This is a genomic window from Alteromonas sp. BZK5 (genome assembly GCF_014349115.1).
GTDB classification, from domain to species: domain Bacteria; phylum Pseudomonadota; class Gammaproteobacteria; order Enterobacterales; family Alteromonadaceae; genus Alteromonas; species Alteromonas macleodii.
Map to the genome: position 1 here is coordinate 39,918 of NZ_JACSOE010000021.1, position 24,952 is coordinate 64,869.

Annotated in this window: 21 protein-coding genes; 11 read left to right on the forward strand and 10 right to left on the reverse strand. The window is 43.8% G+C overall.

What is annotated here, in order from left to right; genetic code table 11:
- Positions 1-46 precede the first annotated feature (46 nt).
- The gene (fur, locus tag BIZ39_RS08445; protein WP_014949741.1) at positions 47-475 is read right to left on the reverse strand and encodes a ferric iron uptake transcriptional regulator; all 429 of its coding nucleotides are present in this window, start codon (positions 473-475) and stop codon (positions 47-49) included.
- Positions 476-790: 315 nt separating this feature from the next.
- Between fur and BIZ39_RS08450 the strand changes: the two genes are divergently transcribed.
- A complete protein-coding gene (locus tag BIZ39_RS08450; protein WP_014949740.1) occupies positions 791-2,797 on the forward strand; it encodes a methyl-accepting chemotaxis protein in 2,007 nt (668 codons plus the stop codon).
- Positions 2,798-2,895: 98 nt separating this feature from the next.
- Here BIZ39_RS08450 and fldA read toward each other — a convergent pair whose 3' ends face one another.
- The 5 genes from fldA to BIZ39_RS08475 form a co-directional block, all read right to left on the reverse strand.
- Positions 2,896-3,420 (reverse strand): flavodoxin FldA, encoded by a 525-nt coding sequence (gene fldA, locus BIZ39_RS08455; RefSeq protein WP_014949739.1) that lies wholly within the window; start codon positions 3,418-3,420, stop codon positions 2,896-2,898.
- A 26-nt stretch (positions 3,421-3,446) separates the two neighbouring features.
- Positions 3,447-3,665 carry a DUF2788 domain-containing protein gene (locus BIZ39_RS08460; RefSeq protein ID WP_012519093.1) on the reverse strand — a complete coding sequence of 73 codons (219 nt, stop codon included), beginning with the start codon at positions 3,663-3,665 and terminating at the stop codon, positions 3,447-3,449.
- 124 nt (positions 3,666-3,789) lie between these two features.
- Positions 3,790-4,569, reverse strand: coding sequence for an alpha/beta fold hydrolase (locus BIZ39_RS08465; RefSeq protein ID WP_187446802.1), 780 nt, complete (start codon positions 4,567-4,569; stop codon positions 3,790-3,792).
- An 82-nt stretch (positions 4,570-4,651) separates the two neighbouring features.
- On the reverse strand, positions 4,652-5,050 hold the full coding sequence (locus BIZ39_RS08470) for an H-NS family nucleoid-associated regulatory protein (protein WP_014949737.1): 399 nt from the start codon (positions 5,048-5,050) through the stop codon (positions 4,652-4,654).
- 122 nt (positions 5,051-5,172) lie between these two features.
- The gene (locus BIZ39_RS08475; protein WP_187446803.1) at positions 5,173-6,822 is read right to left on the reverse strand and encodes an electron transfer flavoprotein-ubiquinone oxidoreductase; all 1,650 of its coding nucleotides are present in this window, start codon (positions 6,820-6,822) and stop codon (positions 5,173-5,175) included.
- 371 nt (positions 6,823-7,193) lie between these two features.
- Here BIZ39_RS08475 and BIZ39_RS08480 point away from each other — a divergent pair, with 371 nt between their 5' ends.
- Together BIZ39_RS08480 and BIZ39_RS08485 are read left to right on the forward strand one after the other, a co-directional pair.
- Positions 7,194-7,946: an electron transfer flavoprotein subunit beta/FixA family protein gene (locus BIZ39_RS08480; protein ID WP_014949735.1), complete on the forward strand. Its 753-nt coding sequence runs from the start codon at positions 7,194-7,196 to the stop codon at positions 7,944-7,946.
- On the forward strand, positions 7,943-8,869 hold the full coding sequence (locus BIZ39_RS08485) for an electron transfer flavoprotein subunit alpha/FixB family protein (protein WP_187446804.1): 927 nt from the start codon (positions 7,943-7,945) through the stop codon (positions 8,867-8,869). Before BIZ39_RS08480 ends, BIZ39_RS08485 begins: the two co-directional genes overlap by 4 nt.
- Before the next feature lie 120 nt (positions 8,870-8,989).
- Here BIZ39_RS08485 and BIZ39_RS08490 read toward each other — a convergent pair whose 3' ends face one another.
- Entirely contained in the window at positions 8,990-9,298 is a 309-nt protein-coding gene (locus tag BIZ39_RS08490) for an isoamylase early set domain-containing protein (RefSeq protein WP_014949733.1), read from the reverse strand.
- Between the two features lie 380 nt (positions 9,299-9,678).
- Here BIZ39_RS08490 and BIZ39_RS08495 point away from each other — a divergent pair, with 380 nt between their 5' ends.
- From BIZ39_RS08495 to BIZ39_RS08510, 4 genes are all read left to right on the forward strand, one after another.
- Positions 9,679-10,914 carry an efflux RND transporter periplasmic adaptor subunit gene (locus BIZ39_RS08495; RefSeq protein ID WP_049587287.1) on the forward strand — a complete coding sequence of 412 codons (1,236 nt, stop codon included), beginning with the start codon at positions 9,679-9,681 and terminating at the stop codon, positions 10,912-10,914.
- A complete protein-coding gene (locus BIZ39_RS08500) occupies positions 10,911-14,045 on the forward strand; it encodes an efflux RND transporter permease subunit (protein ID WP_039225505.1) in 3,135 nt (1,044 codons plus the stop codon). The genes BIZ39_RS08495 and BIZ39_RS08500 overlap by 4 nt, the downstream gene beginning before the upstream one ends.
- Positions 14,046-14,092: 47 nt before the next feature.
- Positions 14,093-16,255, forward strand: a complete 2,163-nt coding sequence (locus BIZ39_RS08505; RefSeq protein ID WP_187446805.1) for a prolyl oligopeptidase family serine peptidase — start codon at positions 14,093-14,095, stop codon at positions 16,253-16,255.
- Between the two features lie 152 nt (positions 16,256-16,407).
- Positions 16,408-16,764 (forward strand): hypothetical protein, encoded by a 357-nt coding sequence (locus BIZ39_RS08510; RefSeq protein ID WP_187446806.1) that lies wholly within the window; start codon positions 16,408-16,410, stop codon positions 16,762-16,764.
- 79 nt (positions 16,765-16,843) lie between these two features.
- Here BIZ39_RS08510 and BIZ39_RS08515 read toward each other — a convergent pair whose 3' ends face one another.
- Positions 16,844-19,126, reverse strand: coding sequence for a TonB-dependent receptor (locus BIZ39_RS08515; protein ID WP_187446807.1), 2,283 nt, complete (start codon positions 19,124-19,126; stop codon positions 16,844-16,846).
- A 262-nt stretch (positions 19,127-19,388) separates the two neighbouring features.
- Entirely contained in the window at positions 19,389-20,378 is a 990-nt protein-coding gene (locus tag BIZ39_RS08520) for a GlxA family transcriptional regulator (RefSeq protein WP_187446808.1), read from the reverse strand.
- A 142-nt stretch (positions 20,379-20,520) separates the two neighbouring features.
- On the opposite strand from BIZ39_RS08520, the gene BIZ39_RS08525 reads away from it, so the two are divergent.
- The 4 genes from BIZ39_RS08525 to BIZ39_RS08540 all read left to right on the forward strand — a co-directional run bounded on the left by BIZ39_RS08525 (position 20,521) and on the right by BIZ39_RS08540 (position 24,489).
- The gene (locus tag BIZ39_RS08525; protein ID WP_187446809.1) at positions 20,521-22,323 is read left to right on the forward strand and encodes an acyl-CoA dehydrogenase; all 1,803 of its coding nucleotides are present in this window, start codon (positions 20,521-20,523) and stop codon (positions 22,321-22,323) included.
- Between the two features lie 76 nt (positions 22,324-22,399).
- Positions 22,400-23,167, forward strand: coding sequence for an SDR family NAD(P)-dependent oxidoreductase (locus BIZ39_RS08530; protein WP_039236240.1), 768 nt, complete (start codon positions 22,400-22,402; stop codon positions 23,165-23,167).
- Between the two features lie 76 nt (positions 23,168-23,243).
- Complete coding sequence (locus BIZ39_RS08535) at positions 23,244-24,005, forward strand: SDR family oxidoreductase (RefSeq protein ID WP_014949725.1); 762 nt, start codon at positions 23,244-23,246, stop codon at positions 24,003-24,005.
- 25 nt (positions 24,006-24,030) lie between these two features.
- Positions 24,031-24,489 carry a YaiI/YqxD family protein gene (locus BIZ39_RS08540; RefSeq protein WP_014949724.1) on the forward strand — a complete coding sequence of 153 codons (459 nt, stop codon included), beginning with the start codon at positions 24,031-24,033 and terminating at the stop codon, positions 24,487-24,489.
- A gap of 58 nt (positions 24,490-24,547) precedes the next feature.
- On the opposite strand, the gene BIZ39_RS08545 is transcribed toward BIZ39_RS08540, so the two are convergent.
- The gene (locus BIZ39_RS08545) at positions 24,548-24,799 is read right to left on the reverse strand and encodes a hypothetical protein (RefSeq protein WP_156086493.1); all 252 of its coding nucleotides are present in this window, start codon (positions 24,797-24,799) and stop codon (positions 24,548-24,550) included.
- Between the last annotated feature and the right edge of the window lie 153 nt (positions 24,800-24,952).

The window sequence follows — 24,952 nt, forward strand, 5'->3', positions numbered from 1 at the left end:
AAAAGGCCCGCTTAAAGCGGGCCTTTTGCTAGAATAAAACTGTTACTTATTCAGGTAAGTTGTCGCAGTTACCGTCTGTACACTCACCGTATAAGTAAAGGCTGTGATGCGTTAGCTTCATCTTGTGTTGCTTTGCAATCATCTCTTGGCGTTCTTCGATAATGTCATCTTCAAACTCAATGACCTTGCCACACTTCAAACACACAAGGTGGTCGTGGTGATCTTTGTGACTGATTTCAAATACAGATTTTCCACCTTCGAAATGGTGGCGATTAAGAATGCCTGCATCATCAAATTGGTTTAACACGCGGTACACGGTAGCAAGACCAATTTCTTCACCCTGTTCGATAAGGATTTTGTAAACGTCTTCAGCGCTGATGTGTTGGTTTTCTGGCTCTTGCAGAATTTGTAAAATTTTAAGGCGAGGCAGAGTGACTTTTAGCCCTGCTTTTTTCAATTCTTTATTTTGATCCATTTCAGCCTACTAAGAACGAGTGAAAAAGTATTTGGTGGTTATTATAGGTAAGTTGAAACAATTTAAAAGCAAAACCGTGGAAACTTTGTTTTCTCGCTGAAAATTTATCCATTGCACTGGTGCGATAAAAATTGTTACTTCGATACAGCCCGCATGGTGTCTGGCCTGACCAGATTGTAAGTGCAAGATTTATCTAACAAATGTGCAAAATAAATAAAACTTTTGATGCATTGAATTAACATCCTGTTAAACTAAACTTAAAAAGGCGATACAACCCTTTTTATTTTTTGGCATGTTTTTTTGGTGGAAGTGCCCATGCAGTTAACAATTATAAATAAAATCACGTTAGGCTTTGGCTTATTCGGCTGCTTATTATTACTTACCAGTATTCTTTCCTATTTTGGTCTTAGCGGAATAAAAGATTCTGCACAAGACGTTGTAGAGCAAAAGATGCCAGTTCAGACCAGCATGGTAAAAGTAAAGACTGAGATCCTCTCTTTATCAGTGATTACTGCCAACGGATATCATGTCGAAAATAGAGAAGAGCTGGTCGCAAACAAAGAGACGTTTGATACTTTATCTTCCGCATTCTCTGACGACTTGTCTCGTTTAAACTCACTTATGCCAAACAACGCGGTAGCCAGTAACGCTGTCGACGTTAGTCTAGCCTACGTTAATAGTAGTAACGACATGTATACCGCTATCAACGAGCGAATGAATATCGAGAAGGCGCTTGCTGCACAGCTTGAAAAAGTCTTAATGACGGCCGATGAGGCTAGTGCGTTAATGCTAGATCTTTCCTATTTAGAGGGAAATAACCCCAGTATTGAAACGCTAATTGGTGCGGGTACTGCAATAGACAACAAATTGCTCACAATGAATGATTCATTCATTGAACTGGCTGAAACCGATAACGCTACGCAAAGTGCGAGTATTATTGAAGATTTAGAATACCAATTGAGTAATTTGCAGGTAGATAAAGACTATGTAAATCGTTTGGCCACAGGGGTAGATGATGGCGGTACGATAGCTTCTTTTAACGAACAGTATGATTTACTGATGGAAGCGGTAAACGGCACAAATGGATTAATTGCTTTGCAGCGACAAAAACTTTCTGAAGTAGACAAAGCGGCGAAAGCTCAGAAGGAAGCAAAAGAAGCGTTAGAAACCGCACTTGCCGACATTAATACTTTGTTTGACGCTGTCCAGAAGCAATCTCTTGATGGGCAGAACGCCATTCTTGAATCTGTTCAGGCCAACCTTGTGCGCAATATCATTGTCGCGGCACTGGGCTTGGTTGCTGCAATATTTTTAGCGGTTATTGTAACCCGTAGTATTTCCAAGCCCCTTGGCCGTATCAATAAAGGCTTAAGTCAGCTAAGTAAAGGGGATTTAAGCACCAAATTGCCTCAAGAGGGCAATGACGAGTTTTCTGCCCTTTCCGCAAAAGTGAACAGCCTAACCGATAGTTTACGAGAGCTAGTGGGCAATATATTAGAGCAAGAAAAACGCCTTATAGACATTACAAAAGAAAGCGTAGAGCTGGGTAATAAGAGCTTATCTGAGGTAGACAAGCAACGTGAGCAAGTAACGGTAACGTCTACGAATACAAAACATGTACAGGAAAAAAGCCGCAGCAACCTCGCCCAAATTAATGAAGCAATGGACGCCCTACGCGATATAACAAAGCAAAGTACAGATATTGGTCAATTGGTACAAAAAAGCAGTCAGCAGGTGGGTAATCAAGCCAAACAGGCGGAGTCTTCGGCGCAGATCATTAATCGTTTGGACGACAACTCTCGCAATATTGGCAGTATCTTAGACGTGATTAAAACGATTGCAGAGCAAACCAACTTGTTAGCATTGAATGCAGCCATTGAAGCTGCAAGAGCTGGTGAACAAGGTAGAGGCTTTGCGGTTGTTGCGGATGAAGTGCGAACGCTAGCTAACCGCACCCATGACTCTACGGAAGAAATTGAACAGATGATTGGGAACTTACAAAAAGATGCTGCGCAGGCAGTAAAAGCTATTAATGCAGGGCGCGAACAAGCGCAAGAAGGGGTGGAAATTACCCAGCAAGTATCTCAACAAGTAGAGAGTATTAGAGAAATCATTGAGCGGTTAAGCGATATTAATGAACACATTGTGGCTGATACCGAACAACAAGATGTTTTACTTGGTGATGTTGCGAAAAGTTTGAACCGCATAGTTGCTTTAGCCGACTCCAGTGCGCAAAGCACGCGCCAGTCGAACGAGTCGACAATGTTGTTGGATGCGCAAACTGAGAGCTTGAGAAAAGCAGTAGAGCGGTTTCACCTGTAATCGCTGAATTAGCGTAACTGACAGCAGGCGCAGCTAATTAATTATCAAAAAAAACCGCTCATCAGAGCGGTTTTTTGTATTCTTTTTCGCAGCAGTGCTTAAGCAAGTTCTGCCAAGCAAAGTTCATCGTGAATTTGCTTGCACCACGCTTTAACGCGCGAGTCAGTTAGTTCTGGTTGACGGTCTTCGTCAATACCCAAGCCAACAAAGTGATTGTCGTCAGCCATGCCTTTAGACGCTTCAAAGTCGTAGCCTTCAGTTGACCATTGACCTACTAAAATCGCACCTTTGGCTTCAACGATGTCACGTACCATGCCCATCGCGTCTAGGAAGTACTCTGCATAGTCTTCCTGGTCTCCACAACCAAAAATAGCAACTAGCTTGTCGTTGAAGTCAATTTGCTCTAGTTCAGGAAAGAAATCATCCCAATCGCATTGCGCTTCACCGTAGTACCACGTAGGGATACCAAAGATAAGCAAATCAAATTCAGCGATGTCTTCTTTACTGCTCTTGGCAATGTCTTTAACATCAATTAGCTGTTTACCCAATTCCTTCTGGATCATTTTCGCAACATGTTCGGTATTACCCGTGTCACTTCCGAAAAATAGGCCAACGCTTGCCATATCTAACCTCTATTAATCGTTACTAATTAAACGCCTGTGCTTAGCCAAAACCATTCAATAATGCCCTTCGCAAGAAACCCTAATGCGCCTAAACCTAGCACACCGTACGTTACCACTCGTCCAATAAGTGGCACATCGTTCTTACGCAGTACATCGTGTACAGCAAAACCCATCAACCCAAAAAGGATAGATAAGCCGCCATACAGCATGATGGACTCAATGAGTTCGTAATTTTCTGCAAGCATAGTGTTGTTACTTAAAAAAATCTGGCGCAACTATATCACAGTATATACGCCTGTAAGAGCCTAAAACGTTCAAAAATAGGTAATAATAGTCATTCTCATCTTAAATGATGATGAAAACCCTTCTTTAAGACGATTTATTGAGCGTTCTTTCTACAACGGCGTTAAAGACCGCTGGCTTTTCTGCATGTAACCAGTGGCCAGTACCTTCTATTACATGTGCTTTAGCCATAGGAAAATAACGCGTTATTTCATCGCGATAGGCTGGCGTAATATAATCAGACTCACTGCCCTTGATGAATAATGTTACGCCATCAAATGTTTGATTTGTTTGTTCCCAATCAATAATGTGTGAATAACTGGCAATTAATCCATTGACATTAAAACGCCATTTCCAATCGCCATTTTCATCTTGATATAGGCTCTTCAATAAGAATTGTCGAACGCCTGGCTCTTTCACATGTTTAGCCATTTCTTTTTCAGCATCTTTTCTACTTTGAATTGCATCTAAAGGAACGGCCTTGAGTCCATCAAATACGGTTTGGTGGCTATGGTCGTAAGATACTGGTGCAATATCGGCGACAATGAGGTGAGAAACAACGTCGCCGTGGTTTAAGGCTAATCTCATGGCTACTTTGCCGCCTAATGAGTGGCCTAAAACCGCGCCTTCTCTAATATTAAGCGATTGCATAATCTCGAACACCCCATTTGCAGCATCGTCGACAGAAAATGAAGATGTCCATGGGGATTCACCGTGGTCAGGCAGATCAATGCTGATCACGTTGTAATTAGACTCAAAGTGGCGCTTAATGCCGGCTAAATTATCGGCATTTCCAAATAGTCCATGAATGAGAATCAGCCAGGGAGAGGTAGAAGCGCATTCCGAAAGTTTGTAGTTCAACTTCACAATATACTTATCCGTTTCTGAACATGCTGTTCAAACAAAATAAGGCCTGTAAAAACAGGCCTTGTTTAATTCACAATTTCAATTAATTAATAGCGTAATCGTCGAGTGACTTACCGCTATCTAGCGCTTCTTTATAAACGCGAGGCATGCGTCCTATACCTGTCCAAAGGTGTTCTTCACCCTTGCTATCAACAAGCTTGTATTTAACCGGACGTTTTTTGCCAACCTTTTTGTTTGTTTCTACATTTAATGCCTGTAGATCTTCAACATTTAAACCCGCTTCTTCCATTTGCTTTTTAATAGCAGCGAGCTTCTCTAATTTTTCTTTCTCAAGCTTTTCTTGTTCTACTAATTTTTCTTTTCTTTTCTCAATTATACCGCTAAGTTTTTCTTGAACTTGTTCAAGTTCTTCAATGCTTAATTCCTTAACAGCACCTTGTAAACGTCTTCCATGGGTTAAAATATCTAAAAAATCGCTCATTAATTAACCTTAATACGTTGTACTTAATTTCTATTGGATAATAAATAAAAGTAGCACAAAAAAAAAGCGAGCCAAGCTCGCTTTTTAAAAATATCCGTTAAATAGCAAATTAATACTTTAAATTACATGTTCGGGTAATTTGGTCCGCCGGCACCTTCCGGAACTACCCATTTAATATTTTGACTTGGGTCTTTTATGTCGCAGGTTTTACAGTGAACACAGTTTTGTGCATTAATTTGGAACCGTTTTTCACCTTCCTCTTCAATTACTTCATATACACCAGCAGGGCAGTAGCGCTGTGCTGGCTCTGCAAATTTAGGTAAATTAACCTGCAAAGGAATAGACGGATCTTTTAATTTTAAGTGGCAAGGCTGGTCTTCTTCGTGATTTGTATTAGATAAAAATACAGAAGACAATTTATCAAAGCTTAACACGCCATCTGGCTTAGGATATGAAATCTCTTTTGCATCTTTCGCTTCTTTAAGCTGTGCGTAGTCTTTATGTTCGTCTTTCATGGTGAAAAACAAATTACCATTAAAGATATTTTGCTCTAGCGTGTTAAATGCGCCACCCCAGAAATTTCCGAGTTTGTGGATAGCGGGGCCAAAGTTACGAGAGCGGAACAATTCGTCGTATAGCCACGATGATTTAAATTTCTCTGTAAAGCTTATTAACTCTTTTACAGGTGCCTCAGCATTTTCTGAAATGGCTTCAAAAATACTCTCTGCTGCAAGCATGCCCGACTTCATGGCCGTGTGATTACCTTTAATTTTGGCAAAGTTTAGCGTTCCGGCTTCACAGCCGACGAGTAAACCACCTGGGAAGGTCATTTTAGGCAACGAGTTAAACCCTCCTTTAGCGATAGCTCTTGCGCCATAAGAGACACGTTTACCGCCTTCAAGGTACTGTTTAAATACGGGGTGGTGCTTTAAACGTTGAAATTCATCAAACGGGCTTAGGTATGGATTGTCGTAGTTTAGGTCTACGATTAGGCCAACGAACACTTGGTTATCTTCAGCGTGGTATAAATAGCTACCGCCTGTTGCATCGTCAAGTGGCCAGCCTGCACTGTGAACCACAAGCCCTGGCTGGTGCTTGGATGGGTCTATATCCCAAATCTCTTTAAAGCCAATAGCATAATGTTGCGGTGAACTGTCTTCGTCCAGCTTAAAGTGCGAAATGAGCTCTTTTCCTAAGTGACCGCGACAGCCTTCTGCAAACACTGTGTATTTAGCGCGTAGTTCCATACCTGGCATGTAGCCGTCTTTAGGTTCGCCGTTTTCACCCACGCCCATGTCGCCGGTAAGTACACCGCCAACACTGCCATCTTCATTGTAAATGACTTCAGAGGCCGCAAAGCCAGGGAATACTTCAACACCTAGTTGTTCAGCTTGTTCTGCCAACCAGCGACACACATTACCCATAGACACAATATAGTTGCCATCGTTGTGCATGGTTTTCGGAGTAATAGCGTTAGGTAACTTTTTCGCTGAAGTCTCATCATTAAGTAGGTAAATGTGGTCTTCAGTTACTGGTGTATTGAGAGGTGCACCTTTTTCTTTCCAATCAGGGAAAAGTTCGTTTAGTGAGCGCGGCTCAAACACGGCACCAGAAAGAATGTGTGCACCTACCTCGGAGCCTTTTTCGACCACACAAACCATTAGCTCTTGGTCTTTTTCATTTGCAAGCTGCATAAGCTTACAAGCCGTTGATAATCCAGCTGGGCCGGCACCGACGATGACTACGTCAAACTCCATCGATTCTCGTTCCACGGGAGGCTCCTTATGTTTGTATTTTTATAATGCACTATTGATGAAACAAATAATGCTTTGTGTCAAAAACATGTAAATTAATTGTCGTTTTGCAAGGTAATGCAGGTTGACGTTTACGTCAACAGTAAGTACATTGCAAAGCAGTTTACGTTAACGTTAACTGGCAGTGTATTATAACTGCTGGTAAACGTGGTGTTAACGGCGTTTTAAGGCTAGCCTTTAAAAAACGTACGTTCCACGGATTCTTTTTTAACGTAGAGCACATTGTTAAAGTTTCAAAAAGCGTGGTGAAGTAATACGTTTTTAATTATTAATAGTTAATTATTAATGAAACGTAATAGACACCGACGAACTCAACAATTGAGGTAAATATGAAAATACTCGTACCGGTCAAACGCGCGATCGACTACAACGTTAAGGTAAGAGTGAAGGCCGATGAGTCTGGCGTAGATCTTACCAACGCAAAAATGGCCATTAACCCTTTTTGCGAAATTGCTGTTGAAGAAGCCGTTCGATTAAAAGAAAAAGGTGTGGCCACTGAAATCGTTGTTGTTTCAATTGGTGATAAGAGCTGCCAAGAACAAATACGTACAGCACTAGCCCTAGGTGCTGACCGTGGTATTCAAATCGATACCGACCAAAATCTTGATTCACTTCAAGTGGCGAAGCTGTTATCTAAAGTAGTTGAAGAAGAGCAACCACAGCTTGTTATTCTTGGTAAGCAGAGTATCGACTCTGATAATAACCAAACGGGACAGATGCTTGCAGCACTTACTGGTATGCCGCAGGGGACTTTTGCGTCAGAAGTCGTTGTTGACGGCGAAAAAGTAAATGTAACCCGTGAAATTGACGGCGGTCTTCAAACTGTTGCACTTTCGCTTCCAGCTGTAGTAACCACAGATCTTCGCTTGAACGAGCCGCGTTATGCATCGCTTCCTAATATCATGAAAGCAAAACGCAAACCGTTAGACGTTAAAGCGGCTGCGGATTTTGGTGTTTCACTTGACTCAAACGTTAAGGTGCTAAAAGTGACGCCTCCGCCTCAGCGCGAGGGTGGCATTAAAGTGGCAGATGTTGCTGAGTTGGTAGACAAGTTAAAAAATGAAGCAAAGGTGATCTCATGAGCGTACTCGTATATGCAGAACACGATAATGCAAGCTTAAAGACTGAAACGCATAAGCTTGTGAATGCCGCGCAGAAAATGGGTGGCGATATTCACGTGCTAGTCGCAGGTGAAGGTTGCCAAGCAGTAGCTGAAGCTGCGGCGCAAATTGACGGTGTTGCAAAAGTACTTGTTGCTGACAATGCTGCTTACAAGCATCAGCTTGCTGAGAATACGGCTGATCTAGTTGTAGAACTTGCTGCTGACTACAGCCACATTGTTGCTGCTGCAACCACTACAGGTAAGAACTTCATGCCTCGCGTAGCGGCTTTATTAGACGTAGCGCAAATCTCTGACATCATTGGTGTAGAGAGTGAAGACACGTTTGTACGCCCAATTTACGCAGGTAACGCTATTGCTACCGTACAATCATCTGACGCGAAAAAGGTGATTACTGTACGAGCTGCATCATTTGATGTTGCAACAACAGACGGCAGCGCAGAAGTTACGTCTTTAGACGTTGTTAAGGGGAGCGAGAAGTCTGATTTCGTATCGGCAGAGCTGACTGAGTCTGAGCGACCTGAATTAACTGCAGCAGAAGTGGTAATTTCAGGTGGCCGTGGTATGCAAAACGGTGACAACTTCAAGCTTCTTGAGGGCATTGCTGACAAGCTAGGTGCTGCTATTGGTGCATCACGCGCCGCAGTAGATGCTGGGTTCGTTCCGAATGATATGCAGGTAGGTCAAACAGGTAAAATTGTTGCGCCTCAGCTTTATATCGCGGTAGGTATCTCGGGCGCTATTCAACACCTTGCAGGTATGAAAGACTCTAAAGTCATTGTTGCTATCAACAAAGATGAGGAAGCGCCAATTTTCCAGGTTGCAGACTACGGGTTAGTAGGCGACTTGTTTGATGTACTTCCAGAGCTGGAAAATTCGTTGTAAATCGAATTTTAAGGTTTAGCAAAATGAAGATAAAGGCTGCGTATACGCAGCCTTTTTTGTAGGGAATCGTTATAAAATACCTAGAGTAGTTACGGGTATGTTTTTTAATGGAACAATAATTTAAACGCGCACCACTGAGTTGTCTTCTATGCTCACAGGTGAGGGAATATAAGCATCTGCTTCCCAATCGTTTTCCCATTTTTCACCATCAATGAGATAGCGAAACTGGTACTCGTGATCCTTCTCTAAATCCACCGTTAACGTAAAGTCTCCACTTTTCAGTTTCTTCATCGTTAGTGGCTGTGATTTCCAGTCAGTAAAGTCACCACACAACGCTGCTTCTTTGGCGTCTTGCGCCGCTTCCGCATTTAGTCGAAATGTCACTTTGCACAGAGGTTTTGATTTAAGGTATTGTTTCTTAAGACTCATAATGTGTTTTCCCTTCAACGTAGCGAAATCATTCCCGAGGCTACTTCGCATTAAAGACTAAGCTCAAATAACAACCGCCGGTTAACTCATAACCAATGAGTGATTAAATAATCAACGAAAATCTGATAATTATCAATCTTACTTTGTATTCTTTTGATAATTTTTTATATTAGGGCGGCTGATTTTTATGTGTATTTTAAAAACAATTAACAGACACAAAATTTAACAATCTTAAGTGGGCACAATAACCACAAATCAGTACACTAGTGTTGAAACAATAATAATAGATTTTCGTGGGTTATCAGGTGGTATGTGAAAGTGCAATACATCGTTGCGTCCGTTTCACTCGCGTGGATTTCCTTCGTTCCTAGGGATAGTAAATGAAAAACTCCATCTTGATGAAAAGTGGCATTCCACTAATCATAGTTTTGGTCGCGTTTATCGCCGCGACAGTCATGATCAAATCACGTAAGCCACCAGAGCAAGTACCCGTGGAAATTCCTGCTTTTTTGGTTGAAGCGAAAGAAGCAACAGCAGAGGCCGTGAGCTTTATCGTAAAATCTCAGGGTAACGTTGTTCCGCGAAATAAAACTGCGTTAAGTGCGCAGGTCAGTGGCCAAGTAGTGAGTTTGTCTGATGTATTTATAGCTGGCGGTACGTTCAAAAAAGGGGATGTGCTGGCAACACTTGAACAAGATGATTATCGCACGGATCTTAAGCTTGCAGAGGCTGAATTAGCTCAAGCGCAAGCAGCGCTTCAAGAAGAAATAGCTCGCGGCAAAGTAGCAGAGCAAGAATGGCGATCGGTAAGTAGCGTTGCACCGCCTGAGTTGGGTTTACGTAAGCCGCAACTGGCAAAAGAACAAGCAAACGTTAAAGCTGCAGAAGCCAAACTAGAGCGCGCAAAACGCAACTTGGCAAGAACGCAAATTACAGCCCCTTATAATGGCATTGTGGTTGAACGTAATATTGACCTGGGTCAGTTTGTATCGATGGGCGCAGTACTTGGTACCGTTTACTCCACCGATACTGCAGAAGTCAGGCTGCCTATTACTGACAGCGACTTAATGTTTATCAATATTGCCGGACAGTCCAATGACGGCGCTCCGGTTTCGTTAACGGCCTCTGTGGGCGGTGTGAAACGTACTTGGGAAGGTAAACTGGTGCGTTCAGAAGGTATCTTAGATACGGGCAGCCGAGTAGTATATGCCATTGTAGAAGTACAAGATCCTTACAATCTGAAATCTTCACATAATGCCCCCCTTCGTTTTGGTCAGTTTGTAGAAGCAGAAATCACGTCTCGTCAGAATGAAGAATTGGTGGTGTTGCCTCGTAGCATTTTACGTTTAGACAATACCGTACTGACTGTTAACGACAATCGTGAGATTGAAATAAAGCCTGTTGAGGTTGCGCGTACAACCGCTAAAGAAGTGTTTATTCGTTCTGGTATTGAGCATGGAAGCCTGGTAGTGAGAAGTGCCGTACCAAACCCGTATAATGGCATGAAGGTTCGTCTACCAGGTGATGAGCCAGTGCTATCTGATGCCGCTGAATCGGATGCTAGCGAAGATAACGATAAAGTAGAGAGCACGTCCACCGAAGGTGATAGCGAATGAGCCGTATTGATACCAATAAAGGGCTTATTGCCTGGTTCGCGCGTAACAGCGTAGCTGCAAACCTTCTGATGTGGTTGCTTGTAGTTGGCGGATTATTTGGTGCCTTCAGTATTCAGAAGCAAGTATTTCCCAATTTCGAGATAGACGTTATTAATGTTCGCGTACCGTATTTGGGGGCCGCACCTCAGGAAGTAGAAGAGGGCGTACTGCTTAAAATTGAAGAGTCAATTAAAGACTTAGAGGGTATTAAGCAGCTTAATTCCACAGCCGTTGAAGGTATGGGTACGGTAAGTATTCAGGTGGAAGAAGACTATGATGTTCAATCTTTACTTGATGAAGTAAAAGTACAAGTTGACGCTATTCCGAGCTTCCCCGCAGACACTGAAAAGCCCGTTATTTACCGTCAAAAAATACAACAAGACGTAATTTGGCTCTCGGTTTACGGTGACGCGTCTGAACGGGAGCTAAAAGAGTTTGCCAAAGATTTGCGCGACGACATTGCTAACCTACCTGGTATTTCAAGTGTTCAAGTTGTTGGGGCAAGGGATTATGAGATTTCCGTTGAGCTTTCGGAAGTTGATTTGCAAAAATACAACCTTACATTCGCCGATGTCGTAGCTCGTTTAAGTCAAACCAGCGTCGACTTACCCGGCGGCTCAATTCGCACTGAAAATGGCGATATTCTGCTTAGAACGAAAGGGCAAGCCTATACGGGCTGGGATTTCTCGCAGATTGTTTTAGTAACAAACAGTAACGGCACGCGTGTGACATTAGGTGATGTGGCGTATATCAACGATGGTTTTATTGAAAATAACCAATATGCGCTATTCGACGATAAACCCGCTGTTAGTTTGCGAGTGCGTGCGGTAGGTGATCAAAACGCATTAGAAATCTCTGAGCAAGTTAATACCTATATTGAGAGTCAGAAATCGGAATTTCCGGCGCATATAACAGCTGATACGTGGGGCGACAGTTCGTTCTACTTAGCTGACCGACTTAACATGATGCTGGAAAACATGTTCTTCGGCGCGCTTCTGGTTTTCTTGGTACTTTCTTTGTTTTTAAAAATTAAGCTCGCGTTTTGGGTCATTGTGGGCTTGCCGGTTTGTTTTCTTGGCACCTTGTTAGTTATGCCGCTAGATATGGTTGGTGTGTCTATCAACATGCTTAGCCTGTTCGCGTTTATTCTTGTGCTGGGTATTGTGGTTGACGACGCCATTATCATGGGGGAATCTGCGTATTCTGAAATAGACAAAAAAGGCCATAGCGCTGAAAACGTGATAGCGGGCGTCAAAAAGGTCGCTATGCCAGCGACATTTGGCGTGTTGACAACCATTGCAGCATTCTCGCCCATGCTGATGGTATCTGGGCCGTTTGGAATTATTTGGAAAACCATCGGTATGGTGGTTATCGTGTGCCTTATTTTCTCGCTCATTGAGTCCAAACTAATATTGCCGGCTCACTTGGTGCACATGAAGCTTAAGCCATACGATCCTGAAAAGGCGAACAGATTTCAAAAGTTCCGAGATTTCTTCAGCGAAGGTATTAAGACGTTTATAAACAATAAATACGCGCCATTTTTGGCTACAGCTGTGCGAAATCGCTACACCACGGTTGCTGTGTTTATGGCTATGCTGATCCTCACAGTAGGCCTGTTCGGTGGTGGTATTGTACGTTTCGTGTTTTTCCCGAATATTCCTAGCGATTTTATGATTGCAAGTTTCGAGCTTGAGCCAGGCTCATCGCTTGAACAGCGTGATAATGTACTGACTACGCTTCGCGAGGCCATGCACCGCATGGACGACAAAGTAGCTGAAGAGTCGGGTGAAAACGTTATAAAGCACGCCATTGCCTTTGATAACGGCAACCTTGGGGGAGAGATTTTCGCAGAGCTTACCAAAGGTGAAACGCGTACGCTGACAGACTTTGAAATTCAAGACATGTGGCGTCAAGAGTTACCAGAAATCCCAGGTGTTAAGTCGTTTAATATTAGCTCTCCGGGGGGCCCTGGTGGTGGTTCAGACCTGAGCTTTGAATTTAGCTCAAGCGATATTAAGGCCCTTCGTTCGATAAGTGATGAACTTAAAGAAGCGTTGGATAAATACGAAGGTGTTACCGACATTAACGACACCTTCTCAGGCGGAAGCGAAGAAATTCAACTCGCGCTGAAACCTCAGGCTGATGCGCTAGGTATTTCTTTGCGTGATTTAGGTCAGCAGGTTCGCTTTGGTTTCTATGGTGCGGAAGTACAGCGTATCCAGCGTGACGATGAAGAAATCAAAGTGATGGTGCGTTATCCGAAAACGGAACGTAGCTCTATAGAGCATCTTGAAAACATGCGTATCCGCGCGCCAAATGGGCAAGAAATTCCATTTGAGCAGGTGGCTACATTTACAGTTGGTCAGGGCTTTGATTCAATTATTCGTGTCGATGGTAAACGCTCGGTAACCGTAACTGGTGCAGTGGATAAAGCGTTGCTTGACCCGTCAGAAGTAACCAATGATGTGATTGAAAATCTGATGCCGGATCTATTAGCGCGGTATCCCAAGGTGGACTTCCAGCTTCAAGGTAACTCGAAAGAGCAGGCTGACGCTATGATCAGCCTAATGCAGGGGCTTTTATTTGCACTCTTTGCCATTTATACCTTGCTTGCTATTCCACTTAAATCGTACAGCCAGCCGTTTATTATTATGTCGGTTATACCTTTTGGTATCGTAGGCGCCATTGTGGGGCATTTGGTATTAGGTATGGCGGTAAGCGTACTTTCTATCTGCGGCATAATTGCGTTGTCTGGGGTTGTAGTTAACGACAGCTTGATCATGGTGGATTTTGTTAACCGTGCGCGCAAAGAAGGCATGTCGCTAATGGATGCTGCTATTAGCGCAGGTACTCAGCGTTTCAGAGCAATTATCCTCACCTCACTAACAACGTTTATGGGGCTTATGCCAATTGTTTTTGAGCGCAGTTTACAGGCTCAAGTTGTGATCCCAATGGCTATTTCATTGGCCTTCGGTATTTTGTTCGCCACGGTGATCACCTTGCTGCTTGTCCCAGCGCTGTACCTTATTTTAAATGACCTTAAAAGCGTGTTTAAAGGTCGAAAACATACGCAAGTTACGACAGAAAGCTAAATAGAAAATGCCGGTTGAAACCGGCATTTTTCGTTTAAGGAATAAAAATGAAGAAAAATCTAATATACGCTGCCATAGTAGCGGCATCAGCAGGTTTAACCTTGGCGTGTACAAGCTCGTATACCGAATCAACTAGTTCAGTGCAAGGTGAATCACAAAGTGGCGGCATGCCAAAAGTGTCCGACTATCCAGAAACCAAAACTGTGACTCAGCAAGACAACTATCATGGCACTGTAGTGAGCGACCCATACCGCTGGCTAGAAGAAGAAAAGAGCGATGAGGTAAGTGCTTGGGTTGAGTCTCAAAACACCCTTGCTCGTCCTTACCTGGCTGAATTGCCCTCTAGAGAAAGATACAAAGAACGTCTAACAGCGCTGTGGGACTACGAAAAATACTCAACGCCATATATGGTAAACGGCAAGCTGTTTTATTCTTATAACGACGGCTTGCAAAACCAATATGTGCTTTATATGGCTGACGGCGTTAACGGTGAGCCTGAAGTACTGATTGACCCAAATACATTGAGTGAAGATGGCACAGTGTCTATGGCGTCAACTGAACTAAGCCCCAAAGCCTCGTTCTTGGCCTACATGCTTTCTGACGGTGGTACTGACTGGAAAACTATTCACGTTCGTGACACCAGTAAGAAGTCGGATTTAACTGACACTATTAAAGGCATTAAGTTTTCAAATATCGCGTGGTTGCCAGATGAAAGCGGCTTTTTCTATTCACGTTACCCCCAAAATGAAGCTGGTAAGTATGATGATAGCCAAACCGTATCTATCTATTTTCACGCAATAGGTACAGCGCAAAGTGAAGACAAAAAGGTTTTCGCGTTTGATAATAAACCTACATGGAACCCTTATCCTTCGGTTGTTCAAGATGGCAAAACACTGCTCATTTCTGTGTTCGAGGGATATCAGGCGAATGGTGTTTATGCTAAATCGCTGGAAAATGATGACAGTGAGCTCGTTTCGGTTTTCGACAAATGGGATGGCCGTTACGACCTAATTGGCGAGCATGACGACGAGTTATTTTTCACATCTACAGCAAATGCCCCTACAGGTAAGGTTATTAAGGTTGATTTCGATGGTGGCGTTAAAGCAACGGAAACCGTAATTGAAAGTACATCTGATACCTTGTCGAGCGTTTCACTATTGGGTGAAAAACTTTTTGCTCAGTATCTAAAAGATGTAAAAGGGCAGGTAAGTGTATTTGATTTAAACGGCAAGAAAATAGATGAAATTGCGTTTAATGATATTGGAAGTGTTAGCGGGTTTTACGGAAGCAAAAATGCCGATACAACGTTCTATAAACTTACGGGGTTCACTAACCCTGGCCAAGTATTTGCGTATGACGTAAAAAGCGGCGAGTCATCATTATTTAAATCCATCGATACCGGTGTTAATTATGATGACTACGAAACAAAGCAAATTTTTTACACCAGTAAAGATGGAACAAAAGTTCCCATGTTTATTGTGCATAAAAAAGGCTTGAAGCTAGATGGAAATAATAAAACATTACTGTACGGGTATGGTGGTTTTAATATTTCACTGCTGCCCCGCTATTCAGTATCGCGCATGGTATGGGTAGAGCAGGGCAATGTACTGGCCATAGCTAACTTACGTGGTGGTGGTGAGTATGGGCAACAGTGGCACAAGGCTGGGACTAAGTTAGATAAGCAAAACGTATTTGATGACTTTATCGCAGCGGGCGAGTATTTGGTTGAAAGTGGCTACACCACGCCGGATAAAATGGGTATTCAAGGTGGCTCGAATGGCGGTTTGCTTGTTGGTGCGACCTTGACTCAGCGCCCAGATCTTTTCTCAGCAGCCTTACCTGCAGTTGGCGTGTTAGATATGCTTCGCTATCACACACCTAGTGCAAATGCGCGAGCATGGTCCTCTGATTATGGGTTAAGTGAAAACAAAGACGAATTTGAAGCGCTTTATGCTTATTCGCCACTTCACAACACTAAGCCGGGCACGTGCTACCCAGCTACATTAGTTACTACAGGTGATCACGATGACCGTGTTGTGCCGTGGCACAGCTATAAATTTGCAGCCCAACTACAGGCTGACCAAAGCTGTGATAACCCAATCCTGCTTCGCGTGGAAACCCGAGCGGGACACGGTGCAGGCACACCTACATGGATGCAAATAGAGGGGTATGCTGACCAGTGGGCATTCCTAGAATCAGCCCTCAATTAAGCTTTTTGACAACGACTAAACAGGAGCCGCTTGAATAAGCGGCTTTTTTGTTTGCATTTTAAACAAATAACCATATACTGTATAAATATCAGTATGGTTTATTTTGAGTCACATCTTGGTTCGCTGATTAGCGCAACATTTAGGAGATAGTTATGCAAACAGGTATTAAAGCGGTCGACCAGCTTATTTTAAAACATGGCATAATGGCTGATTTAGGTTCAGATACGTTTCAGCGCCGTAGTCGCTTAACTGGTGGCGATGAGCGTGCAAATGCACTGCCTTTCTGTATGTATCAAAAGGTGGTAAATGCCCCTTTGTCTCATCAATTTACCGTGCATCACTTTTATATGCCGGGTAATAAGGGGAAATTAGCGAGCTTTTTGTTTAATGAAAAAGGGCAGTTAATTGAGCAGGTCTACTACCAGAAAGTTGCCCGTTGGGTGGAAGTGTGCAGAAAATTACAGCAGCTAGTACAAATGCCTACGTCTGATATTCATATGGCGGCGTAACAGATAAAAAAAGCGGTAGCTGAAATACAGCTACCGCTTTGTGTTATGTAATACGTTTTATTAGTAACTCAATAAAAATTTAGTAAAAGCTCTTTCTAAATTCGATACCGAATACGCGAGGTTGGTTATCGATCGCAGTCAAGTTGTTAAAATCGATTGCTCCTCGAAGGTTTTCCTCATCAGTGATGTTTCGACCAAACAAAGCCACAGTGTATTCGTGATCAAAGTTTTCATAACCTAAACGAAGGCCACCTTCAAACTGACCGTCTGTTTGGAACTCAACAGCGTCGTATAGGAAGATGTTTGTTTCACCTTGCCAAGCCCAATCAGTAAATGCGAAGAACTCACCTGAATCGCCCATTGGGATTGAATACCTTGCTGTAAATACAAAAGTTTGCTCTGGCGCTTGAGGGAATGGGTTTCCATCGACAGCAGCAAAACCATCAACAAGCTCATCAGTCACAGTGCATTGACCAGAACCACAAGGCGCTACTAACAAGTTAGGATCATCTATTTCAGTATCGTTGAAGCTATAGCCAGCAGTTAACAAAATGTTATCTGTTGCAAGCCACTTAACGTCAAACTCAAAACCTTTGCCAGTGCCTCTATCAGCATTGATAAGCTGAGTTAGATTGTCAGCACCACCAATTGCAGTAAATTGCATGTCATCGATGCTGTAATAGTAAACTGCACCGTTGAAGCGTAGGGTGTCGTCAAGTAAATCGGCTTTAAAGCCAATTTCAAAAGAGTCCATAACCTCTGATTCAGCTACAGATGGTGCTGAGCCAAATGCTGCATCTCGGCCTTGAATTGAAGGGCCACGGAAACCGTGCGCGTAGCGAGCATAAACGCTTACTTCACTGTTCAGTTTGTGGTTAAGGCTTAAATCACCGCTAATGCGTTGGTCGTCAACCGTGATTGGGTCAAACGGTACAGACGCAGTGCCGTTAGTGTCAAAAAGCTTCTTCTCGTCGTCAGTATAACGGATACCAGCTACAAGCGTAGTCTCGTCGTTAAACTTGTATTCAGCTTGGCCGAATACCGCCCACAGTGAACTCTCGTGAGTAACTGTAGCGATGGTGAAACCTGGGTTTGTAGTTACGTCGAACTCAGATTCAAACAAGAAAATACCTGTTTGCCAAGTAAAGTCGCCTTTATCACTGCTTGCGAGTCGAATCTCTTGCGTAACCTGCTGAAGGTCATCAAGGAAGTCAGTGGTATCAGAGCCGAATGGAATAAAACCAGGGAACGATGTTACTGGCGTATCACCAACACCATCAAAGTCTGTATCTGCAAGGTAGTTAACAGAGGTGATACCGTCAGGCACGGCGGTTCCTTGAGGAACAATAGCACCACCATCGATGTCACCACGACTGCTTCCGTCAGCTTGCTCGTAAGACGTAATTGACGTTAGCGTCATTCCACCGCTTAAGAAGAAATCTAGTGTTAATGAAAGGCCTTCGTTCGTATATTTTTGACGATTTCCAGCACCACCATCGTAATACACTTTATCGCGGTTGTAGTTTTGATTGAACTCGTTAGAGCCAGTAGTAAGTGCGTTGCCTCTAAAAATAGTAGACGTACCGTCAAGATCTCGGCCGTGAACAGAAAGTAGGGCAGTCATGTCGAAGCTAGTTGGCTCCCACAAAAGCTGGCCTCTCCAAGCTAGTTCTTCGTACTCTCCTAGTGCGTCAGATTCGCCAGTGAAACCATTATCAATCCAGTTATCTCTGTTTTGAGAAAGTACAGAGAAACGACCTGATAATTCATCAGTAAGCCCGCCGCTAATTGCAGCTTCAGCGTTAAACGTACCTAAGTTACCTACGCTTACTTCAGTGAATGCTTCGAAGTCTTGAGTTGGCTTGTTCGAATCGAATTTCACAATACCCGCTGTGGTGTTACGACCGAAAAGCGTGCCTTGTGGGCCACGAAGTACTTCAACTTGTGATACGTCGAAAAGAGGGAAGCTTTTTAGGATTACGTTTTCTTTTACAACGCCATCCATCATGATTGCAACAGGCTGAGATGCTGCTAAGTCGAAGTCGGTGTTTCCAAGACCGCGAATGTAGAAACGCGGAGCAACACGACCATTAGATGATTCTGCATACAAACCAGGTACACGTGTAGCAAGCTCAAGAATGTCACCACCGCCTGAGAAAAGGCTTTCAAACTGCTCGCCGCTAAGCGTAGAGATTGAGATTGGAACTTCCTGAATTGACTGAGTACGCTTTTGCGCAGTAACGGTAATCTGTTCAAGTGAGGCTTCTTTTTTTTCTGTCGTCGCGGCCTCTTGTGCAAGAACTGAAGAGCTGAACGCAGCACTAACGGCTAACGCTAGTGTGGCGATTTTGTGTGTTCTCATGTTTCCACCAAGATGATTTTAAATTTATACTTTTGTAGTGTTTTTAGCACAAAAAATAACAATCTATGCTTGGCGCTGCATTTTACACAAACTTTTACATAAAAACTTCAAATTTGTGCAAACCAAGGCGTTTTTCATCGAAAATGCACAATATTAGTTAGATTGAATATAACTAAAAAGCCTGTGTGCACAGGCATGGAACATCAAACTTGATAGAGAGATATTTTTTGGTGCAAGTAGTCTACTAACCATCTAAATCAAATTAGCCTCGCTTGAATTTCGCTCTGTATTGAGAAGGTGATAAACCAGTCGTTTTTTTAAATAGTCGAGTAAAAGAGCTAAGGTCTTCATAGCCTACAGCGCTAATCACGCTCTCTAACGGCATACTGGAGGTTTCTAAGAGCTTTCTCGCGTGCTCAATGCGCAGCGACTGTAAATACTGACCTGGTGTAATATCACACGCGTTTTTAAATCGGCGTATAAGTGTGCGTTCGGTCATATTATGCCGTAGTGCTAATTCGTTAAGCGTGCATTTATTTTGTACGTTCTTTTCCAGAAAAGACTGTACCGCTTTAATGTCCTTGTCTGAGTGAAATCGTCGCTGACGACTGCTGGCATAAATAGTTTGGCTTGTTCTGGACACATCCAAAACGTGGGATTTTGCCGTATCGCTCGCAATCTGATGACCACAGTAGCGTTCTATCAACAAGATAGATAAATCAATCCACGCCATGCCGCCGCCTGCACAAAACACCGTATCGTCTTCAGTAACCATTTTCTCGGGTTGTAAGTTTACGGTAGGGTACATGGCCTTAAATTTATCTGCATATCCCCAATGTGTAGTGGCAATTTTATTATCCAATAATTCAGATTGGGCCAAAAGGAAAGTACCGGTGCAATTGGCGGCAATGTCGGCCCCCATTTTCTGCAGACGCCTTATGTGTACCAGCAGAGGCGCTGTGCTTTCTAGCACTTCATCAATATCGCCACCAATGGTGGGAATTAATAAGACATCAGTGTGTGAGACTTCTTCGATGGCGATATTGGGCTGTAGAACAACTTGATTCGAGCAAAGAATAGGCTGCCCATGGTGACTGGCCAACTGTACTTTAAACTGAGGGTTGGTTGGTAAGTTGTGTATTCGCTGCCAACTAATACCTGCGAAAGCAAATACATCGAGGGCTCCTGTAATGGCAGATGCCAAGGCTTGGTTAAAGCCGAGTACGGTAACGGTGAATTTCGTGTCATTCATAAAAATAATTCGAGTTATAAAATAAGATAAAACTCAGTGATTGTTGGCGTGATTGACCATTATTGTGTCATTAATGACAATAATGGCACGATAACGAATATGACACAATGTGTTAACAAGTTTTCGTAGAGGACAGGACACCATGGCCGATCAACTTATTCCCCGCCGTGAAATGCAATTTCAGCTGTACGAAGTATTAAACACCGCAGCCTTATGTGAAAAAGCTCGCTTCGAAGAGCACAATGTAGAAACCTTCAACGCTGTTATTGATATGGCCGAGAAGATGGCAGAAGAGTTATTTCTTCCTCATAATGCCGTTGCTGATAAAAACGAGCCTACATTCGATGGCACTAAAGTCTCTATGATTGACGACGTAAAAGTGGCCTTCGATACTTATAGAGAATCGGGCTTTATCGCGGGTCACTTCGATTTTGAAGATGGCGGCATGCAGCTTCCTGTTACCGTGATGAATGCCTGCGCGGGCTATTTTTTAGCGGCAAACCCATCGTCAACCGCTTACCCTTTTTTAACTGCGGCTGCCGCCAATGTCATTAAACACTTTGCCTCCGAAGATATCAAAAGTGCGTTTCTATCAAAAATGCTAGCGGGTGACTTTACTGGCACCATGGCGCTTACCGAGCCCCATGCCGGTTCGTCACTTGCTGATATTCGTACATCAGCAAGGCCGCAAGATGATGGTACGTACCGAATCAAAGGCAGCAAGATTTATATATCAGGTGGTGAGCATGAGCTTTCTGACAACATCGTACATTTGGTGTTGGCGAAAATTCCAGGTGGTCCAGCTGGTGTAAAAGGCATTTCCTTATTTGCTGTACCTAAATACCGTCTCGACGCTGAAGGCAATCCAGATGTGCGCAACGATGTAACCCTTGCTGGTCTTATCCATAAAATGGGCTACCGAGGTACAACTTCAACCGCACTAACTTTTGGCGAAAATGGTGACTGCCACGGCTACCTGATTGGCGAGCCGCACCAGGGTTTGCGCTACATGTTCATGATGATGAACGAAGCACGCATTGGCGTGGGCTATGGTGCTGCCATGATAGGGTATCGCGGGTACCGTTACTCACTAGAATACGCAAAAGATCGTACCCAAGGTCGCGCTGCGCCTAATCTTGCGCCAGAAGACGAGCCTACACCTATTATCAATCACGGTGACGTGCGACGTATGTTGCTAGCGCAAAAGGCCTACTGTGAAGGCGGTATGTCCCTCTGCTTGTACGGCAGCATGCTCATCGATGAGATGGAAACGGAAACTGACAGCGAAAAACGTACCGAACTTTCTCAGCTTTTAGATCTTTTAACACCCGTGTTCAAAGCATGGCCTTCAGAGTTTGGCCCTAAAGCCAACGATTTGGCAATTCAAATTCTAGGTGGTGCGGGCTATACCCGTGAATATCCTGTTGAGCAGTGCTGGCGAGATAACCGCTTAAACCCAATTCACGAGGGCACGAATGGTATTCAGGCGTTAGATCTGCTTGGAAGAAAGTTATGGCAGCACGACGGCAAAGGTCTTCAGGTGCTGCTTTCTCGTGTAACAAGCGATATGAAGCGCGCAGAAACGCCAAGAGCACAGGCGCTAGCTGCAAAATTAAAACCATACTTAGACCAGCTTGGCGGTTTAATACAACAAGCTGCGGCCGACCTGCGCTCTGATAAACAGCCTGTTTTACTAACTAACGCGAGCTGCTTTTTAAATATCTTTTCAAGTTGTGTGGTGAGCTGGATTTGGCTACGCCAGGCAAATGTTGCCGAACAAACACTCGCTAACGGTGCTGGCGAGCAAGACGTTGACTTTTACGAAGGTAAGTTAGCAGCAGCTGAATACTTCTTGAATTGGGAGTTACCGCTAGTCAGTCGCGATATTGAGGTGCTTTCTTCACGCGAGGCGACGTGTAACAACGTAAAAGCGAGTTATTTTTAATCGTTCAAATCAAGAAGCATGCGCAGTGACCAAAATTAACGGCGTTGCGCTTGTTCACTAAATTGGAGTACAGCTAATGAATGTAGCTGCAAATGTTGAAGGTAAACATATTCTTATTACTGGTGGAGGCTCGGGGATCGGCGCTGCATCGGCTCGCGTATTGAGTGCACGTGGTGCGACAGTCGGTATTGCCGACTTAAACGAAGGTAATGCCAAAACATTGGCTGAAGAAATTGTTGCTGCAGGTGGCAAAGCCTATGCGGTGTCAGTGGATGTTACCGAACCGGCTCAGGTCAAAGCGATGTTCGACACGGCGCTTTCTCATAACGACAAGATTGACGTAATTATTAATAACGCGGGTATCGACCATTTTCCAGCTCCGCTAACTGAAGTCGATGACGCCATGTTTATGAAGAATATTCAGGTCAACTTAGCTGGCGTGTGGTATTGCATGAAAAACGCCCTTAAGCATATGACGACGACAGGCGGTGGTCACATCATCAATATTGCCTCTGTAGCTGGATTGCGGTCTGCGCCTATGATTAGTGCTTACAGCGCTTCAAAACATGGGGTAGTGGGGCTTACTAAATCGGCGGCAGTGGAATACGCAAGGGCGAACATACGCATAAACGCTGTTTGTCCAAGCTTTGTAGATACCCCTATGGTGCAAGGCGTTTTATCAAAATTGGATGAAAGAGGCCAAAAAGGGCTTATTGGCGCCAATCCAATGAAGCGTTTGGGTAAACCAGAAGAGATTGCTAACGCCATTGCTTGGTTGTGTAGTGATGAGTCGTCATTCATGACGGGTCAGTCAGTAGTACTCGACGGTGGTATGTTGGCCTAGAGCAGGCACCGCAACAAGCGTTAATAAGAGAAATTAAGCACAAAGCACTTTATCAGCAAGAATTAAGGATATGACAATGAAGAACCTTTTTGATTTAACAGGAAAAGTGGCACTGGTTACAGGTGCAAGTCGCGGTATCGGTGAATCCATTGCCCGTTTGCTTGCCCAGTATGGCGCGCATGTGATTGTATCAAGCCGCAAAATTGACGGCTGTGAAGCCGTTGCTTCTTCAATTCGTGACGCAGGTGGTAAGGCGACAGCGCTAGCGTGTCATGTAGGTGAAATGGAGCAAATTACAGAAGCATTTAACGTCATTAAACGCGATTTTGGAAAACTGGATATTCTAGTAAACAACGCGGCAGCCAATCCTTACTTTGGGCATATTTTAGATACTGACCTTGGCGCCTACAATAAAACTGTAGACGTCAATATTCGTGGCTACTTCTTCATGTCGATTGAAGCTGGCAAAATGATGAAAGAGCAGGGTGGTGGCGTCATTCTCAACACGGCATCGGTAAACGGTGTAACACCGGGCGACATGCAGGGGATTTATTCTATAACGAAAGCTGCGGTTATCAGCATGACTAAGTCATTTGCAAAAGAGTGCGGTAGCTTGAACATTCGCGTAAACGCATTATTGCCAGGCTTAACCGATACTAAATTTGCGTCAGCGTTAACAACTAACGAGCAAATCTTGAAGCACGCACTTAAAGTTATTCCACTAGGTCGTGTCGCTGACCCAGATGAAATGGCGGGCACGGTATTGTATTTAGTATCAGACGCTTCAACCTACACGACCGGCACGACAGTGGTAGTAGATGGTGGTATGCTAGCGTAATTAGATACAGTTACGAGATACGACCATGCATATATGGGTTGACGCCGACGCGTGCCCTGCAGTGATCAAAGACATTCTTTTTAAGGCAGCCAGACGTACCAAGCTGCCTTTGTCTTTGGTGGCTAACCATTCCATGTCTGTTCCACCAGACAAGCACATAACCCTAACGCAAGTACCGTCAGGCTTCGATGCTGCTGACGATTACATAGTAGAGAAGTGTGAAGCGGGTGACTTGGTGATTACTAATGACATTCCATTGGCCGCTGATGTACTGGCAAAAAATGCGCTAGCATTAAATAATCGTGGTGAAGAATACGATAAGTCGTCTATTAAGCAGATACTGGGCATGCGGGATTTCATGGAAACTATGCGCTCAAGCGGCGAACACACAGGCGGACCAAAAGCCTTCTCCCAACGTGACAAACAAAACTTCGCCAACGCACTAGACCGACTCCTCACCCAAGGCCTTCGCAACCTCAAATAAAATAATGGGGTCAGAGTACTTTAAATACTGAAAAAAGTACTCTGACCCCCATTGGGTTTTAGCAATCTCCACCACCGCCATCACTGCTACAAGATGAGCTTGAGTTACTGCTTGGCGTGTATATCGCTGAGGCGCCATCGCTTTGAGAGCCCGACGTACCGCCGCGAGTCTTGGAAATAAATGTAATTAGGAACACCAACGCACATAGCGAAATAATAGCGATAGATGCTTTCCATTCACCGGTTATAGCTCCGCTATAACACGAGTACGCAGCCACGGCTAAACTAACAAGCCTTATTAGTAACCTCATAACGATCTCCTTTTTACCGGAAGGCATTAGGGGGAAATGTACTCTGACCCCCCAATTAATGTACTCTGACCCTGAGGTATCCCCACAAATAATATTGCGATATCAATAAGATAAAAAAGATAGGAACATTCATGACGTTTGGTGATCAGATCA

Coding starts and splice junctions, on each gene's coding strand:
- BIZ39_RS08545 (WP_156086493.1), bottom strand. CDS start 24,799: ATGAGGTTACTAATAAGGCTTGTTAGTTTAGCCGTGGCTGCGTACTCG.
- BIZ39_RS08470 (WP_014949737.1), bottom strand. CDS start 5,050: ATGAGCGATTTTTTAGATATTTTAACCCATGGAAGACGTTTACAAGGT.
- BIZ39_RS08525 (WP_187446809.1), top strand. CDS start 20,521: ATGGCCGATCAACTTATTCCCCGCCGTGAAATGCAATTTCAGCTGTAC.
- BIZ39_RS08450 (WP_014949740.1), top strand. CDS start 791: ATGCAGTTAACAATTATAAATAAAATCACGTTAGGCTTTGGCTTATTC.
- BIZ39_RS08480 (WP_014949735.1), top strand. CDS start 7,194: ATGAAAATACTCGTACCGGTCAAACGCGCGATCGACTACAACGTTAAG.
- BIZ39_RS08510 (WP_187446806.1), top strand. CDS start 16,408: ATGCAAACAGGTATTAAAGCGGTCGACCAGCTTATTTTAAAACATGGC.
- BIZ39_RS08530 (WP_039236240.1), top strand. CDS start 22,400: ATGAATGTAGCTGCAAATGTTGAAGGTAAACATATTCTTATTACTGGT.
- BIZ39_RS08540 (WP_014949724.1), top strand. CDS start 24,031: ATGCATATATGGGTTGACGCCGACGCGTGCCCTGCAGTGATCAAAGAC.
- BIZ39_RS08535 (WP_014949725.1), top strand. CDS start 23,244: ATGAAGAACCTTTTTGATTTAACAGGAAAAGTGGCACTGGTTACAGGT.
- fur (WP_014949741.1), bottom strand. CDS start 475: ATGGATCAAAATAAAGAATTGAAAAAAGCAGGGCTAAAAGTCACTCTG.
- BIZ39_RS08495 (WP_049587287.1), top strand. CDS start 9,679: ATGAAAAACTCCATCTTGATGAAAAGTGGCATTCCACTAATCATAGTT.
- BIZ39_RS08490 (WP_014949733.1), bottom strand. CDS start 9,298: ATGAGTCTTAAGAAACAATACCTTAAATCAAAACCTCTGTGCAAAGTG.
- fldA (WP_014949739.1), bottom strand. CDS start 3,420: ATGGCAAGCGTTGGCCTATTTTTCGGAAGTGACACGGGTAATACCGAA.
- BIZ39_RS08505 (WP_187446805.1), top strand. CDS start 14,093: ATGAAGAAAAATCTAATATACGCTGCCATAGTAGCGGCATCAGCAGGT.
- BIZ39_RS08500 (WP_039225505.1), top strand. CDS start 10,911: ATGAGCCGTATTGATACCAATAAAGGGCTTATTGCCTGGTTCGCGCGT.
- BIZ39_RS08520 (WP_187446808.1), bottom strand. CDS start 20,378: ATGAATGACACGAAATTCACCGTTACCGTACTCGGCTTTAACCAAGCC.
- BIZ39_RS08515 (WP_187446807.1), bottom strand. CDS start 19,126: ATGAGAACACACAAAATCGCCACACTAGCGTTAGCCGTTAGTGCTGCG.
- BIZ39_RS08460 (WP_012519093.1), bottom strand. CDS start 3,665: ATGCTTGCAGAAAATTACGAACTCATTGAGTCCATCATGCTGTATGGC.
- BIZ39_RS08485 (WP_187446804.1), top strand. CDS start 7,943: ATGAGCGTACTCGTATATGCAGAACACGATAATGCAAGCTTAAAGACT.